Annotated in this window: 12 protein-coding genes and 1 pseudogene; 5 read left to right on the forward strand and 8 right to left on the reverse strand. The window is 63.3% G+C overall.

The window, feature by feature from the left end; genetic code table 11:
- Positions 1-79 precede the first annotated feature (79 nt).
- The 5 genes and pseudogenes from AMK05_RS18845 to AMK05_RS18865 all read left to right on the forward strand — a co-directional run bounded on the left by AMK05_RS18845 (position 80) and on the right by AMK05_RS18865 (position 5,332).
- Positions 80-1,882, forward strand: a complete 1,803-nt coding sequence (locus tag AMK05_RS18845) for an ABC transporter transmembrane domain-containing protein (protein ID WP_064840640.1) — start codon at positions 80-82, stop codon at positions 1,880-1,882.
- A gap of 142 nt (positions 1,883-2,024) precedes the next feature.
- Positions 2,025-3,017: a Bug family tripartite tricarboxylate transporter substrate binding protein gene (locus tag AMK05_RS18850; RefSeq protein WP_064840641.1), complete on the forward strand. Its 993-nt coding sequence runs from the start codon at positions 2,025-2,027 to the stop codon at positions 3,015-3,017.
- Between the two features lie 263 nt (positions 3,018-3,280).
- Positions 3,281-3,469: a YegP family protein gene (locus AMK05_RS18855; protein WP_012485137.1), complete on the forward strand. Its 189-nt coding sequence runs from the start codon at positions 3,281-3,283 to the stop codon at positions 3,467-3,469.
- Between the two features lie 267 nt (positions 3,470-3,736).
- On the forward strand, positions 3,737-4,075 hold the full coding sequence (locus AMK05_RS18860) for a YciI family protein (protein ID WP_064840642.1): 339 nt from the start codon (positions 3,737-3,739) through the stop codon (positions 4,073-4,075).
- A gap of 7 nt (positions 4,076-4,082) precedes the next feature.
- A pseudogene (locus tag AMK05_RS18865) lies at positions 4,083-5,332 on the forward strand (RNA polymerase sigma factor).
- On the opposite strand, the gene AMK05_RS18870 reads toward AMK05_RS18865, so the two are convergent.
- From AMK05_RS18870 to AMK05_RS18905, 8 genes are all read right to left on the reverse strand, one after another.
- Positions 5,333-6,364: a peptidoglycan -binding protein gene (locus tag AMK05_RS18870; protein WP_064840643.1), complete on the reverse strand. Its 1,032-nt coding sequence runs from the start codon at positions 6,362-6,364 to the stop codon at positions 5,333-5,335. It abuts the pseudogene before it with no gap.
- A gap of 3 nt (positions 6,365-6,367) precedes the next feature.
- Positions 6,368-7,471 (reverse strand): MotA/TolQ/ExbB proton channel family protein, encoded by a 1,104-nt coding sequence (locus AMK05_RS18875; protein WP_064840644.1) that lies wholly within the window; start codon positions 7,469-7,471, stop codon positions 6,368-6,370.
- A 114-nt stretch (positions 7,472-7,585) separates the two neighbouring features.
- Complete coding sequence (locus AMK05_RS18880) at positions 7,586-8,386, reverse strand: inositol monophosphatase family protein (RefSeq protein WP_064840645.1); 801 nt, start codon at positions 8,384-8,386, stop codon at positions 7,586-7,588.
- Positions 8,387-8,584: 198 nt separating this feature from the next.
- Positions 8,585-9,682 carry a protein-glutamate methylesterase/protein-glutamine glutaminase gene (locus AMK05_RS18885; protein ID WP_064840646.1) on the reverse strand — a complete coding sequence of 366 codons (1,098 nt, stop codon included), beginning with the start codon at positions 9,680-9,682 and terminating at the stop codon, positions 8,585-8,587.
- Between the two features lie 7 nt (positions 9,683-9,689).
- Positions 9,690-10,547 carry a CheR family methyltransferase gene (locus AMK05_RS18890; protein ID WP_064840647.1) on the reverse strand — a complete coding sequence of 286 codons (858 nt, stop codon included), beginning with the start codon at positions 10,545-10,547 and terminating at the stop codon, positions 9,690-9,692.
- Positions 10,548-10,576: 29 nt separating this feature from the next.
- Positions 10,577-11,059, reverse strand: coding sequence for a chemotaxis protein CheW (locus tag AMK05_RS18895; protein WP_171899804.1), 483 nt, complete (start codon positions 11,057-11,059; stop codon positions 10,577-10,579).
- Positions 11,056-12,864, reverse strand: a complete 1,809-nt coding sequence (locus AMK05_RS18900) for a methyl-accepting chemotaxis protein (protein ID WP_064840648.1) — start codon at positions 12,862-12,864, stop codon at positions 11,056-11,058. Before AMK05_RS18900 ends, AMK05_RS18895 begins: the two co-directional genes overlap by 4 nt.
- Before the next feature lie 211 nt (positions 12,865-13,075).
- Entirely contained in the window at positions 13,076-14,998 is a 1,923-nt protein-coding gene (locus tag AMK05_RS18905) for a HAMP domain-containing methyl-accepting chemotaxis protein (RefSeq protein ID WP_064840649.1), read from the reverse strand.
- Positions 14,999-15,133 lie beyond the last annotated feature (135 nt).

Consider the following 15,133-nt stretch of genomic DNA (forward strand, 5'->3'; position numbering starts at 1 on the left):
TGCCTATACATGAAGGGCGCTTAGATAACAAGAGCCAACAGGCCGCATTGCGCGGGTCCTGCGGGTGATCGGAGACGATTTGGCAGAGCAGGCACGGGCTGAGGAAAACAAAAGGCGGTCGCTGCGGCCGCTCGGCAGGCTAACGCCCTACGTCATGCGGTATCGCGGCCTGGTGGCCGGTGCGCTGACGTCGCTGGCGCTTGCCGCCGTCACCTCGCTGGCGCTGCCGCTCGCCGTGCGCCGCATGATCGACCACGGCTTCACCCAGTCCGACGGCCGCTTCATCAACAGCTACTTCGCCATGCTGATGATCATGGCCGTCGTGCTCGCGGTCGCAAGCGCGCTGCGCTATTATTTCGTCATTACCATCGGCGAGCGCATTGTCGCCGATCTCCGCCGCGATGTCTTTTCCCATGTGACGCGGCTGTCGCCCTCCTTCTTCGACGTCAACCAGTCCGGCGAAATTGTCTCGCGGCTGACCGCCGATACCACGCAGATCAAATCCGCCGTCGGCGCCACGGCCTCGGTGGCGCTCAGAAACCTCATCCTCTGTATCGGCGCCATGGGCATGATGATCGTCACCTCGCCGAAGCTTTCGAGCCTCGTCATCGGGGCGATTCCGCTGATCGTCTTTCCGCTCGTCGCCTTCGGCCGCTCGGTGCGCAAACGCTCCCGCGCCGCCCAGGATACGCTCGCCGATGCCTCCGCCTTCGCCAACGAGACGATTGCCGCGACCCGCACCGTCCAGGCCTTCAACGGCGAGGATACCGCAGCGACGCGCTATGGCACCGCCGTCGAATCCGCCTATGAGGCGGCCCGCGCCGCCATCCGCTCGCGCGCGCTGCTGACTGGGATCGCCATCACGCTGATCTTCGGCAGTGTCGTCGCCGTGCTCTGGGTCGGTGCCCACAGCGTGCTTGCCGGCACGCTTTCGGCCGGCACGCTCGGCCAGTTCCTGCTCTATGCGGTCATCTCCGCCGGTTCGCTGGGCGCACTGTCAGAGGTCTGGGGCGAACTCTCGCAGGCAGCCGGTGCCGCCGACCGGCTGACCGAGCTTCTCGACGAAGTCTCGCCGATCACAGCCCCCGCCAATCCGCAGGCTCTTCCTTCGCCCAGCCATGGCCGCGTCGAATTTTCCGGCGTGCATTTTGCCTATCCCTCGCGGCCCGGCAAATCGGCGCTGCATGGCCTGAGCTTCACTATTGCGCCGGGCGAGACCGTTGCCATCGTCGGCCCTTCCGGCGCTGGCAAAAGCACCGTCTTCTCGCTGCTGCTGCGCTTTTACGATCCGCAGCAGGGCAGCGTGACGATCGATGGTATCGACGCGCAGCTGACGACCCCTGACGAATTGCGCCGGCGCATTGCCATCGTACCGCAGGATGTCACCATCTTTGCCGCCTCGATCCATGACAACATCGCCTTCGGGCGTCCCGGAGCCTCACGTGAGGAGATCCGCGCCGCGGCCCTTGCCGCCCAGGCCGATGAATTCATCACGCGGCTGGATCATGGTTATGAGACCGAGGTCGGCGAACGCGGCATCACCCTTTCCGGCGGCCAGCGCCAGCGCATCGCCATCGCGCGTGCCATCCTGAAGAACGCGCCTGTGCTTCTGCTCGACGAGGCGACCTCCGCGCTTGACGCCGAAAGCGAGACGCTGGTGCAAAAGGCGCTCGACGGCCTCGTCGACGGCCGCACGACGCTCGTCATCGCCCATCGCCTGGCAACGGTGTTGAAGGCCGACCGCATCCTGGTCATGGATCAGGGCCGCGTCGTCGAGGAGGGTACGCATCAGAGCCTGATCCGCCACGGCGGCATCTATGCGAGGCTGGCGCGACTGCAATTCGACGCCGCCCACGAAGATGTGCTCGCCGGCGCGAAATAGGCGGCCATCCACTCTCCCCGATAACGACTAAAGTCTCACCCGTCACGCGACTCCGCGCGGTTGCCATTCGCGTCTCCTGCCCTACCCTCTTCATGCCCCGGGGTGGGGATATCGCTGTTGAAATTCTTGGGAGGAGATAAGAATGGCGCCTTTCGATATGACGCGACGTGCGGGCCTTGCGCTCGGTTTCGGTGTGCTTGCGGCCTTTGCATCAGGCGCGGCTGCGGCTGCTGCGGATTTTCCCGATCGTGCGATCACCATGGTCGTGCCCTTCGCGGCCGGTGGCTCGACCGACGTCGTTGCCCGCATCGTCGCCCAGAAAATGTCGGAGGATCTCGGCCAGCAGGTGATCGTCCAGAACGTCGCCGGCGCCGGCGGCAATCTCGGCGCCGGTAACGTCGCCCGCGCCGAACCTGACGGCTACACCATTCTGATGGGCACGGTCGCCACCCACGCACTCAATCCGCTGATCCTCAAATCGACCCCCTATGATCCCGAGAAGGATTTCGCGCCGGTCTCGCTGCTCGTCGTCGTGCCGAACGTCCTGGTCGTCAATCCGGAACTGCCGGCAAAGACCGTGCAGGAGCTGATCGCGCTGCTGAAGGCCGAGCCCGACAAATACAGCTATGCCTCGTCGGGCAACGGCACGCCGCTGCACTTGTCGGGCGAACTGTTCAAATCCATGGCCGGTGTCAGCATGCAGCATATTCCCTATAAGGGTGCCGGCCCGGCCTTGAACGACGTCATCGGCAATCAGGTGCCGATCATGTTCGACAACTTGCCCTCCTCATCGAGCCACATCAAGGCCGGCACTTTGCGGGCGTTGGCGGTGACCACGGCCGCGCGCGCCCCCTCCTTCCCCGACGTGCCGACGGTCGCCGAGTCAGGCATACCGGGTTACGAGACCTATACCTGGAATGCGCTTTTCGCTCCGGCCAAGACACCGAACGAGGTCGTCATGCGTCTCAACGCCTCGGCCAACAAGGCGCTGAAAGACCCCGCCGTTGCCGAACGGATGAAGGAATTCAGCGCCACCATCGTCGGCTCGACGCCGGATGAACTCGCCGCCCATGTGAAGGCCGAGCTCGCCAAATGGGGTCCGGTGGTCAAGGGCGCGAACATCCAGATGGAGTGATGCCGGCGGCGCGGGCGCCTTAGTTTGCTCCGATGGAAACAGTGACAGTTGGACACTGGAACAGGATGATTTAGGTCCGGTTGGCCTGAAATCTGAATCCTCTAAATTAAGAAGCCAGGGCATGATGTCTTGAGAAAACCGCGCACGCTTTTCGGCATCATGCTCTAAGCAGCCAATTCTAATTAAGGTAGTGGAAAAGCTCGCCATTTTGATCTAGCCTCCCTGACGCTGATGGTTGCAATTCAGCGTTTCGGGAGACATCCATGTATAAATTCGAAGTTTATAAGGATAAGGCAGGCGAGTTCCGCTTCCGCTTCAAGGCATCGAACGGCGAAACCATGTTCCTTTCCGAAGGCTACAAGGCGAAGGCGTCCGCCATGAGTGCCATCGAATCGATCAAGAAGAACACGCCGGGCGCCGACGTCGTCGACCAGACGAAAGCCGAAGCCTGAGCAGAATGGCAGCGGCGGCGCAAACGCCGCCCTGCCTCTCCGCGCGCCGATAAGCAGCGCCGGCATCTCAAGCCGGGCCTGTTTGCTTGTCATCTCCGCGCCATTTCTCTTTTTTTGCAGATTTCTTGAAAACCATGTCGAAATGGCCGCTGGCCGCGCCTCATTGTCTCGGAACGGCTGAACCGCTCCGCCGGCGTCATGGCTTTAGGGATATTCCCGATATCGCGGATGCCCGGATCAACGCCACAACGAGATCAGGAGTTTTCCATGCAATATGCTCTCATCATTCGTGAAGCCGCCGAGGATTTCGCCAACCGCAGCGATCCCGCCTATCGCGACGGCTGGGTCGCCTACAGCAAGGCGCTTGCCCAGGCGGGGATCATGACCGGTGGCGCCGGGCTGACGGCGCCCGAGACCGGCACGGTCGTACGCCGCAGAGGCGAGGAGCACGACGTTCAGGACGGCCCCTATCCGGAAGGCAAGGAACAGCTGGGCGGCTTCTATCTGATCGACGTTCCCAACATCGACACGGCGCTGGAATGGGCAACCCGCGTGCCGATCTCCGACAAGGGCTCGGTCGAGGTCCGCCCGCGCCTGCAGATGTGAGGCGGCAATGCCGCCCGATGCCGGACGCGTCGCCGAAAAGGTGGCGCGTCAGTCCTACGGCAAGCTGATCGCCTTCCTCGCCGCCCGCTCGCGCGACGTGCCGGCGGCGGAAGACGCGTTGTCGGAAGCGCTGGCTTCGGCCCTTCGCGTCTGGCCGGAGCGCGGCGTTCCCGGCAACCCGGAAGCCTGGCTGCTGGTGGCCGCACGCCGCAACCTCATGCAGGCCGCCCGCCACCGCACAGTCGAAACCAATGCGCAGACGACGATCACGGTCGCCTTCGAGGAAGCCGAGGAACGCATGAACGCGGCCGGCAACGCCGTCTTTCCCGATGAGCGGCTGAAGCTGCTGTTTGCCTGCACCCATCCCGCCATCGACAGCTCCGTGCATACGCCGCTGATGCTGCAGACCGTTCTCGGCATCAAGGCGAAAACCATCGCGCGGGCCTTCGTCGTTTCGCCGCAGGCGATGAGCCAGCGGCTGGTACGGGCCAAGGTGAAGATCCGCGATGCCGGCATTCCTTTCGCCGTCCCGCCTCGCCCCGCTCTGTCGGGACGGCTCGCCGCCGTGCTTTCGGCGATCTACGCCGCCTACGGCCTCGGATGGGAGGGGCTCGACGGCGAGGAGGAGCGTCATTCGCTTGCCGGCGAAGCGATCTGGCTCGGCCGGGCGCTGCTGGCGGTGCTGCCGGACGAGCCGGAGGCGATGGGCCTCCTCTCGCTGATGCTTCACTGCGAAGCCCGCCATAATGCTCGACGCAGCGGCGAGGTCGATATGTGCCGCTGGATGAGCAGGATACGGCGATCTGGAACGCGATGATGATCGCCGAGGCCGATGGGCTGCTGCGCAAGGCCGGAGGCTTCGACCGCTTCGGCCCCTTTCAATGCCAGGCTGCGATCCAGTCCGTGCATGCGGCGCGCCGGCTTTCAGGAGCAACCGATTGGCAGGCACTGACGACACTCTACGCGGCGCTGGTGACGATGAAACCCACGCTCGGGGCACGCGTCGCCCGGGCTGCGGTGCTCGGCAGGTCCTTGAGCGCTGCCGCCGGCCTGGAACAACTCGACAGGCTCGATCCAGGCGAGGTTGCGGCCTATCAGCCCTATTGGGCCGTGCGCGCCTTTCTTCTGGCACGAGCCGGCGACAATGCCGCAGCAATCGAAGCCTACGTGACGGCGACCGGCCTCAGCGAGAGCCCCGCCGTGCGCGATTTTCTCACCGACAGGCTGAAGCAGGCGCGGCAAGCTACGTCAGACTGATCACTTCTCGGTCAGCTTCAGCTCTATGCGGCGGTTGGTGGCGCGCGCATCCGGCGTTTCACCCGGCGCAATCGGCTGGAACTCGCCGAAGCCGGCGGCAACCAGCCGGTCGGCCGGCACGCCCTGGGCGATCAGGAACTTGACAACCGAAATCGCGCGCGCCGACGAGAGCTCCCAATTGTCGCGATAGCGGCCCGTCCCGGCAAGCGGCACATTGTCGGTATGGCCATCGACACGCAGCACCCAGTTGATCTCCGGCGGAATTTCCTTGGCGAGATCGAGAAGGGCGGCGGCGAGTTTGCCCATCTCGGTCTGTCCCTCCGGGTTGAGATCGGCGCCGCCCGAGGGAAACAGCACTTCCGATTGGAAGACGAACCGGTCGCCGACGATGCGGATATTCTCGCGGTCCGAAAGGATCTCGCGCAGACGGCCGAAGAAGTCGGATCGGTAGCGGTTCAGCTCCTGCACGCGCGCGGCGAGCGCAACGTTGAGGCGGCTGCCGAGATCGGCGATCTTGGTCTGTGAGACCCGATCTTTCTCCTCCGAAGCCTGAAGAGCTGCTTCGACGGCGGCGATCTGGCTGCGAAGCGCTGCGATCTGCTGGTTCAGCAACTCGACCTGGCTCAACGCCCGCTCGCTGACCTGCTTCTGCTCGTCGAGCTCCTGCGTCATCGCGCCGATCCGCTTCTGCGCCGCGTCCTGGCCGCCCGACCCGGCATTCAGCAGCGCCTGTAGCCGCGAACGATCGCCCTCGGCACTGGCAAGCGAGGCTTGCAGATTGGCGACGGAATCCTGGAGATCCTGATTGCTGCCCTTTTCGAGCGCAAGAAGCTGCGTCAACTCGTTGATCTGGCTGTTGAGGCGACTGAGCACCTCATCGCGTCCGGTGATCTCGCGGCTGAGGATGAACTGACCGACGACAAAGACCGTCAGCACGAACATGATCGAGATGAGCAGCGTCGACAGCGCATCGACGAAGCCCGGCCAATAATCCACGCTGCGTTCGCGGCGCCGGTTGCGGGCAAGAGCCATGGCTTATTTGCCCTCGCTCTTTTCTGCCTGGCTGGCGCGGTCGCGCATGCGCTCGCTCCGGTCGCCTGTGCGCTCCTGAACGCCGATGCGTTCGGCCAGCCGGTCGAGCGTGCGGCGCATCGCCTTGGCCTCATCCTGCTGCGCCTCGATCCAGTCGCGCAGCATCTGCTGTTCGTTGCGCATATTCTTGACCAGGCCCTGAATGCCTTCGGCAAGACTCGCCATGGCGGCGACGGAACGCTGGGTGCCGGCGCCCCCCTCTTCCGAGACCTTGCGCAGATAATCGGAGAGCGCGCGCATGTCGTCCGAGGAAGCGCCGGAAACAGCGTCGAGGGCCGGCGCCAGGTCGGAACCGACATCGGTGACCGAGGAGAGCCAGTTTTCCAGCTCCATGTAAAAACGGTTCTGCGCGCGGCCGGCCTGAAGGTCGAGGAAGCCGAGAATGAGCGAACCGGAAAGGCCGAGCAGGGAGGATGAGAAGGCCTGGCCCATGCCCGAAAGCGGCGTGGAAAGCCCTTCCTTCAGCGCCGAGAGCACGTCGCCCGTGCCGTTCGAGCCGGCATCGAGCGACTGGATGACGACGCTGATCGAACCGATCGTGCCGATGAGGCCCCAGAAGGTACCGAGCAGGCCGAGGAAAACCAGGAGCCCGATCAGGTAGCGCGAGACATCGCGCGATTCGTCGAGGCGGGTGGCGATCGAATCGAGAATCGAGCGCAGCGCCGTCGTCGACAGCGCCACCGAGGACTTGCGGCTGCCGATCAGCGCCCGCATCGGCGCGAGCAGCCGCGGATTGCGGTTGACCTTGTCGGCGCTGCCGGCGGCGCGGAACGAATTGAACCAGCGCACTTCGGGGCGAAGCGCCAGCACATGGTTGAAAACTAGAATGATTCCGACTGCGAGAACACCGACGATCAGGCCGTTAAGGCCCGGATTGTGCATGAAGGCGGTCTGCGTCTGCCGAAAGAGGATGGCGGCGATAAAACCGACGATGACCAGGAAAAGCAGCATCGTCCAGAGGAAGGGCATGGGGCTCGAAAGCCTGTAGGCATAACCGCCGGCCGTCTTTTCGGTGGAGCCGATCTCCGCCACATTCACATTTTCCATAGGGTCCGCTGCCTCCGGAGTCATTGCTGGCGGAGACTAGAGCAACATTGTGCCGAATTGAAGTATGCCGAGGCGAAAACCGTGACTTTACAACAGCCGGATTTTCCTTTTCGCTTACTTGGCGGGGATCGGCCGCTTGACGACTTCGATCAGCGCCTTGTGGATGGCTTCGTTGCCGGCAACGATCGCGCCGCTCTCCAGAATCGCCGTCCCGCCGTCCCAATCGGTGGCGAACCCGCCGGCTTCGCGGATGAGCAGGATGCCGGCTGCCATGTCCCACGGCGCAAGCTCGGCTTCCCAGAAACCATCGAAACGCCCGGCGGCGACATAGGCGAGATCGAGCGTCGGCGACCCCAGGCGGCGGATGCCCGCCACTTCGCCCATCACGTGGCGAAGCTCGACCAGGAACTTGCCGTGATTGCGCTTGCCGAGCGCCGGCACGCCGCAGCCGATGACGCAATCCGACAGCGCACGGCGCGCGGCGACGCGCAGGCGCCGGTCGTTGAGGAAGGCGCCGCCGCCACGCTCGGCGGTATAGAGCTCGTCGGTTGCCGGATTGAAGACGACCGCGGCAACGATCTCGCCGTTACGCTCGAGCGCGATCGAGACGGCGAAGGCCGGGATGCCGTGCAGAAAGTTCGTCGTGCCGTCGAGCGGGTCGACGATCCAGCGATGCGCGCCGTCCGTGCCCTTGATCTCCTCGCTTTCCTCGCCGAGGAAGCCATAGGTCGGGCGCGCCTTGAGCAGCTCTTCCCTGACGATCTTTTCGGCCTTGCGGTCGGCGGTGGAAACAAAGTCGCCCGGTCCCTTGACGGAAACCTGCAGGTTCTGCACTTCGCCGAAATCACGTCCCAGCGATTTTCCTGCCTTGAGGGCAGCCTGAACCATGACATTGAGAAGAGCTGAACGGGCCATCGGCGCATTTCCTTGGGACTGATACGGGGTGCGCGCTGCCAGGGGCGGGAAGTGTCCCTGAACTTGCATGACAGGCAGCGCTGCAAAGATTGGCGGCCTCAAGACCACAAAATCAGGGAAATTTCAAGGGCCGGCGCGCATGGCTGCCATCCTCTGCCGGAAACCGGCGCTGATACCGGACCACCGCTCGAAACAGTCTCAGAATTTCTGCTGCGTCATCAGCACTTCGCGGGCGATCTGGTCGAGCGGCAGGATACGGTCGACGCCGCCCTTGGCGATCGCCTCCTTCGGCATGCCGAAAACGACGGAGCTCGCCTCGTCCTGCGCCACCGTGTAGGCACCGGCCTGATGCATTTCCAGCATGCCGCGCGCGCCGTCATCGCCCATGCCGGTCATGATGATCCCCATGGCGTTCGAGCCGGCCGAGCGCGCCGCCGAGCGAAAGAGCACGTCGACGGACGGCCGGTGGCGTGACACCAGCGGCCCGGTCTTGACGCTGACATGATAACGCGCACCCTGGCGTTCGAGCAGCATGTGCTTGTCGCCCGGTGCAATCAGCACATGGCCGCGCAGCACGGGGTCGCCATCGACCGCTTCCTTGACCTCGACCTCGCAGAGGCCGTTCAGCCGCTTGGCGAAGGCGGCGGTGAATTTCTCCGGCATATGCTGGACGATCACCATGCCAGGCGCATTGGCCGGCAATTCCTCCAGGAATTCGCGCAACGCTTCGGTGCCGCCGGTGGAAGCGCCGACGCAGACCACCATCTCCGTCGTCTTCGCCATGGCCCGCCCCGTCGGCGGCGGCAGCATCACATCCGCCGTCAGCTTTTTGGCCGGCCCCTCCGCTGGAGCCGAGCGGACGGTGCCGGCGGCGCGGCGAACATTGGAAAGCCGTGCATACGAGGCGCTCTTGACGACTTCGCGGATGCGCATGGCGTCTTCGGCAAGGCCGTCGGCGGCGCCGATCTTCGATTTCAGGATAACATCGACGGCGCCAGCCTCCAGCGCCTGGAGCAATGTTTCCGAGCCCGCTTCCGTCAGCGACGAGCACATCACGACGGGGATCGGCCGCTGCGCCATCAGCTTGCGCAGGAAAGTGATGCCGTCCATGCGCGGCATCTCGACGTCGAGCGTGATGACGTCGGGGATTTCCTCCAGCAGTTTGCGCGCCGCCACGAAGGGGTCGGACGCCACCGCCATGATCTCGATATCGGGATCCTGCTCCAGCACATATGTCAACGTCTGACGGATGCTGGCGGAATCGTCGATGATGAGAACGCGGATTTTTTTAGCCATGAAGCCTCTAAATGCGCTGAAACACCGTGTTCGAGACCTGCTTCAAAGGCAGATCGAAGCCGGTGATCGATTCGGAATGGCCGATGAAGATATAGCCGCCCTTCGCCAGGCAGCCGCAGAGACGGTTGAGCACGCCGGCCTGAGTCTGCTTGTCGAAGTAGATTAGCACGTTGCGGCAGAAAATGACGTGCATCGGCTCGCCGATCAGGTATTTCTCGTCCATCAGGTTCATGCGGGCAAAACCGATCCTGCTGCGCAGTTTCGGCGTGATGCGCACCTCCCGCCGATCCGGCCGCTTGGCCGTCAGCACGTATTTGCGTTGCAGGTCGCGCGGCACCGGCGCAATGAGATCTTCCGGATAGATGCCCCGGCGCGCGGTCTGCAACACATCGGTGGAAAGATCGGTCGCCAGCACGCTGTAGGAGAGGTCGTTGCGACCTTCGGTGAATTCCGCCAGCACCATCGCCATCGTATAGGGTTCGGCTCCCGTCGAGCAGGCCGAACTCCAGGTGCGAATGGTGCGAACGCCGCTGCCGGCGATCGCCGGCAGCGCCACGCTCTGCATGTAGTCGAAATGCTTGGCTTCGCGGAAGAAGTCGGTCTTATTGGTCGTCACCACGTCGATCAGGTAGACGCTTTCCTGGGCAAGCCCGTCTTGATTGAACAGGAAGTCGCAATAATCGTCGAAGGTCGAATGGTTGGTTGCGCGAAGGCGGCGCCTCAGCCGCCCCTCGAGCATCGTCAGCTTGGTCGGCGGCATCTTGATGCCGCTATAGTCATAGATGAACCGGGCAAGCTTTTCGAAATTGCGCTTGCTGATCCGGTCGCCCGGCAATTGGGTTTCCACCGCTGCTGCCATACTCATGAGACGCAGTACTCCGGGTTGGCGCGCGGTCAGGCCGCCGATTGCAATGCAGAGGCGTCCTCGCGCGACAGCAGCCGCGCGAGATCGATGATGACGACGAAGCCGTTTTCCCGGCGAACGACGCCGGCAATATAGTCCGAACGCCAGCGCACGCCGATGTCGGGCGCCGCCTCGATCTGCTCGCGCCGGAACGGCGTGACCTCGAAGACGCGGTCGGCGACGAGCCCAAGGGTCAGGAGCCGGCTTTCCATCGGCACGTCGAGCACCAGCACCCGCGTATGCGGTGTCGGCTCGGTCTTCGTCATGCCGAGCTTCAATCGAAGATCGATCGTCGGCACGCCCTGCCCGCGCACATCGCGCAGGCCGAGCAAATAGTCGGGACCATTCGGAATCTTGAAAGCTTCGGCATAGTCGAGGATTTCCCGTACCACCTCAACCGGCACGGCGAAAATCTCCTCGCCGAGGCTGAAGGTCACGAATTGCGCTTCCAGAGATGTCGTGGCCATGATCATGCGCTTTCCTTGAATTCGGCGTCGCCATCATCGGGACCGCCCATGGAGAGATCGAGAGCGAAGCCCTTTGCTCGCGCCTGCTGACCGGCGACGCTGTTGGCGGCGAGCTTCCTGCCGCCGAGGCTGCGGCTTGCGACGGGCGCCGAGCTGCGAACGGTCACCCGGGCGGCCGGCGTGCGGGATTGGCGATCGCCGGCCGTATCGACCTTGAAGAAGGCGATGGAAGCCTGCAGTTCTTCGGCCTGGCTGGCAAGCTCTTCCGAGGTCGCCGACATCTGCTCGGAGGCACCGGCATTCTGTTGCGTCACCCGATCGAGCTGCTGGATCGCTTCGTTGATCTGGCCGGCACCAATATCCTGCTCGCGGCAGGCAGCGCTGATCTCAGAAACCAGCTCGGCCGTCTTGCGGATATCCGGCACCAGGCGGCCGAGCATGTCGCCGGCGTCCTGGGCGGCCTTGACAGTATCGCCCGACATCGAGCTGATTTCGGCGGCCGCCGACTGGCTGCGTTCGGCAAGCTTGCGCACTTCCGAAGCGACCACAGCAAACCCCTTGCCGTGCTCACCGGCGCGTGCTGCTTCCACAGCCGCGTTGAGTGCCAGCAGGTCGGTCTGGCGGGCGATCTCCTGGACGATGCTGATCTTCTCGGCGATGGTCCGCATCGCCTGCACGGCGCGCGACACCGCTTCGCCGCTCATCTCCGCGTCCTTGGCCGACTGGCGGGCAATCTTTTCGGTCTGCGCGGCGTTGTCGGCGTTCTGCTTGATGTTGGCGGCCATCTCTTCCATCGAGGCGGAAGCCTCTTCGGCCGAAGCCGCCTGTTCGCTGGCGCCTTGCGATACCTGCTCGGCGCTCGAAGACAGTTCCTGGCTGCCGGCCGAAACATTTTCCGCGGCCGTGATCGCATCGGCGACGACGCCACGCAGGCGCTCGACCATCTGCTCGAGCGCTATGCCGAGCATGTCCTTGTCCGAAAGCGGCTTCGGAGACACCGTCAGGTCGCCGTCGGCGATCCGCGCGGCGATGTCGGCGGTAACGCGAAGATTATCCGTCATGGTGTTGATCATGTTGACCAGATCCTTGATCTCGTCATTGCTCTTGATCTCAACCTTCTGGTTCAGGTCGCCGATGGCGACAGCGCTGGCGACATTCATGATCTTGCGCAGGCCGCTGTTGACGCCGAGAGCGATCCACAGAGCAGCGGCAAAAGCGATGACGGAAGCCCCGATTGCAATGCCGATCAACAGGTTCTTCGTCGAACTATAAAGAACGTCGGTGTCGTTATCGGCTTGCGCCATCGACTTCTGCTGGAGCGCGACGAGTTTTCCAAAAACGTCCTCCATTTCCACGACGAGGGCGCGGACCTCCCCCGAGGAAAGCGCCACGGCGCCTGCCCTGTCGCCGCTCTCCTGCGCGGAGGCGACTTTGTTGGAACCTTGATCGAAGCGTTTGGCCAGCTCGACCAGCCTGTCCCAATTGGGCCTGCCCTCAGCAGTTGCGAGCTGTTGGCCGCTTGTCACGAGGGTGAGCATTTCATCCACGCTTTTCGCCGAATTCTGATAGTCCTTCCTGGCGATTTCGGGATCCATTTCCAGAAGGGCGTTCTTCTGCCAGCGGACGGCGTCGAGCTCGGCAGTTTGCGCTTCCAGAGCCAGCTCCAGCCTTTTTGCAGGACCGGAGATAAGGTCACTGACAGCATCGTTCAGCGAGCTGAGGCTGATGATCCCATAAACCGCGCTGCCCACCAGCAACAATATAACAAAGCCGAATGCAGCCGCGAGTTTGAGTTTGATCGTAATACGCATCTCAATATTCCTCTCAGAGAGCGAAGCAATAAATATGGTCCAAGTATCGCGGCATCATGCAGCAAATAAATTCCATCCGGCGAAAGCCGATGGCAGAAATGAATAAGCTTCGATATCGCTTCCCCGAGCGCCGAAAGCCTGCGTCGCGGGCCGGGCCAGCCGGCCCACGACAGTTGCGAAGAGGAATGCCTAAGCTTCCCCCAGGAAGCGCTCACGCGCTCTCCCGAAACTCGTCATCCACGGTGTCGGGACCACCCATCGACATGTCGAGGGCAAAGCCCTTCACGCGGGCCTGCTGGCCAACGACCGTATTGGCCGGTGACTTGGTGGCCGGCTTGCGCGGCGTGGCTTGAGGCCGGCTGCGGGCGGTGGCTTTTGCCGCCGGCGCGCGCTCACGGCGTCCGCCCGCCATGTCGACCTTGAAGAAGGCGATCGAGGTCTGCAGTTCTTCGGCCTGTGCAGCGAGTTCTTCCGAGGTCGCAGACATCTGCTCGGACGCGCCGGCATTCTGCTGCGTCACCTTGTCGAGCTGCTGGATCGCTTCATTGATCTGGGCAGCGCCGATATCCTGTTCGCGGCAGGCCGCGCTGATCTCGGAAACCAGCTCGGCCGTCTTGCGAATATCCGGCACGAGCCGACCGAGCATTTCGCCCGCTTCCTGGGCAGCCGTCACGGTATCGCTCGACATCGAGCTGATTTCGGCAGCAGCCGATTGGCTGCGTTCGGCAAGCTTGCGCACTTCCGAAGCAACCACCGCAAAGCCCTTGCCATGCTCGCCGGCACGGGCGGCTTCGACAGCGGCGTTCAAAGCCAGCAGATCGGTTTGACGGGCGATTTCCTGAACGATGCCGATTTTCTGGGCGATCGTGCGCATGGCGTCGACGGCGCGTGTCACCGCATCGCCACTGGCTTCCGCATCCTTGGCCGACTGGCGGGCGATCTTTTCGGTCTGCGCGGCGTTGTCGGCGTTCTGCTTGATATTGGAGGCCATCTCTTCCATCGAGGCGGAGGCTTCTTCTGCCGAAGCCGCCTGTTCGCTGGCGCCCTGCGACACCTGCTCGGAGCTTGCCGACAGTTCCTGGCTACCGGCCGAAACATTTTCCGCAGCCGAGATCGCGTCGGCGACGACGCCGCGCAGCCGCTCGACCATCTGCTCCAGGGCAATACCCAGCGCATCCCTGTCGGAAAGCGGCTTCGGAGACACCGTCAGGTCGCCGTTGGCGATCTGGTCGGCGATTCCGGCGGTGGTTCTGAGGTTGGAGATCATGCTCTGCATCGCGATGCCGAGCGTATCCTTGTCCGAGAGCGGCATGGCATCGGTGCTGAGGTCGCCCGTGGCGATCTGGTCGGCAAGGGCCGCCGTGGCGCGCAGATTGGCGGTCATGGTATTGACCGTATTGATCAAATCCTTGATCTCGTCATTGGTTCTGACATCGACCTTCTGGTTGAGGTCGCCGCGTGCGACGGCGTTTGCGACGGTCGTGATCTTCCTGAGGCCGTTGTTGATTCCGAGTGTTATCCACAATGCGGCGCCGAGCGCGACGAGCGCGGCGATGCCGGAAGCGATAGTGAGGATCAGCTTGGTCGAGTTATAGAGCTCGGTATTGGCGTGGTCCGTCGCCTGCATTCCCTTGCGCTGGATCTCGGTAAGGGCAGCGATAGCCTCCCCCATTTCGTCGGTCATCGTCCTGAGGTCGCCGAGTGAAAGCGCCAGTGCACCGGATTTGTCGCCCCTGGCGTCGAGTTGCTGCAGCTCGGCGGATTTCTCACGGAATTTCCCGCCGATCGTCCGCAGCTTTTCCCAATGCGGCTTGCCTTCCGGCAAAGCAATCGCAAGACCGGCATCGACGGCATCGAACATCGCCTGCAATTTCTGGTCGGCCTCCTTATAGAAGCCGGCGGCCGCCTCGGGATCCGTGGAAAGCAGAGCGTTCTTCTGAGCGCGGATGGCGTCGACTTCGGCAATATTGGCGTTCAGCGCCAGTTCCAGGCGGCGCACGGAGCCGTCGATCATGGCGCCGCTCGCCTCGTTCAAGGTGCCGAGACTGACGCTTCCATACGCCGCGATGCCGATCAGCAGCAGCGTCATGATGCCGAAGGCAAGGCCCAGTTTGAGTTTGATGGTGAAACGCATGTGATACCCCCGATTTGCGGTCAAAACGAATGGAGAGACATGTCCCCCTGGCGGGACGTCGAGCTTGGAAGGATGTGTCTGAAAGGGGAAAACGACTCATTCGCTTCCCGGTGGCCGACATCTATCGATCGCAGC

It is taken from the genome of Rhizobium sp. N324 (assembly GCF_001664485.1).
Taxonomy (GTDB): Bacteria; Pseudomonadota; Alphaproteobacteria; order Rhizobiales; family Rhizobiaceae; genus Rhizobium.

What these genes read in the sequence shown, in the direction of transcription:
- AMK05_RS18855 (WP_012485137.1), top strand. Translation starts at nt 3,281, where the DNA reads ATGTATAAATTCGAAGTTTATAAGGATAAGGCAGGCGAGTTCCGCTTC.
- AMK05_RS18860 (WP_064840642.1), top strand. Translation starts at nt 3,737, where the DNA reads ATGCAATATGCTCTCATCATTCGTGAAGCCGCCGAGGATTTCGCCAAC.
- AMK05_RS18895 (WP_171899804.1), bottom strand. Translation starts at nt 11,059, where the DNA reads ATGATCATGGCCACGACATCTCTGGAAGCGCAATTCGTGACCTTCAGC.
- AMK05_RS18870 (WP_064840643.1), bottom strand. Translation starts at nt 6,364, where the DNA reads ATGGCTCTTGCCCGCAACCGGCGCCGCGAACGCAGCGTGGATTATTGG.
- AMK05_RS18890 (WP_064840647.1), bottom strand. Translation starts at nt 10,547, where the DNA reads ATGAGTATGGCAGCAGCGGTGGAAACCCAATTGCCGGGCGACCGGATC.
- AMK05_RS18850 (WP_064840641.1), top strand. Translation starts at nt 2,025, where the DNA reads ATGGCGCCTTTCGATATGACGCGACGTGCGGGCCTTGCGCTCGGTTTC.
- AMK05_RS18885 (WP_064840646.1), bottom strand. Translation starts at nt 9,682, where the DNA reads ATGGCTAAAAAAATCCGCGTTCTCATCATCGACGATTCCGCCAGCATC.
- AMK05_RS18900 (WP_064840648.1), bottom strand. Translation starts at nt 12,864, where the DNA reads ATGCGTATTACGATCAAACTCAAACTCGCGGCTGCATTCGGCTTTGTT.
- AMK05_RS18880 (WP_064840645.1), bottom strand. Translation starts at nt 8,386, where the DNA reads ATGGCCCGTTCAGCTCTTCTCAATGTCATGGTTCAGGCTGCCCTCAAG.
- AMK05_RS18905 (WP_064840649.1), bottom strand. Translation starts at nt 14,998, where the DNA reads ATGCGTTTCACCATCAAACTCAAACTGGGCCTTGCCTTCGGCATCATG.
- AMK05_RS18875 (WP_064840644.1), bottom strand. Translation starts at nt 7,471, where the DNA reads ATGGAAAATGTGAATGTGGCGGAGATCGGCTCCACCGAAAAGACGGCC.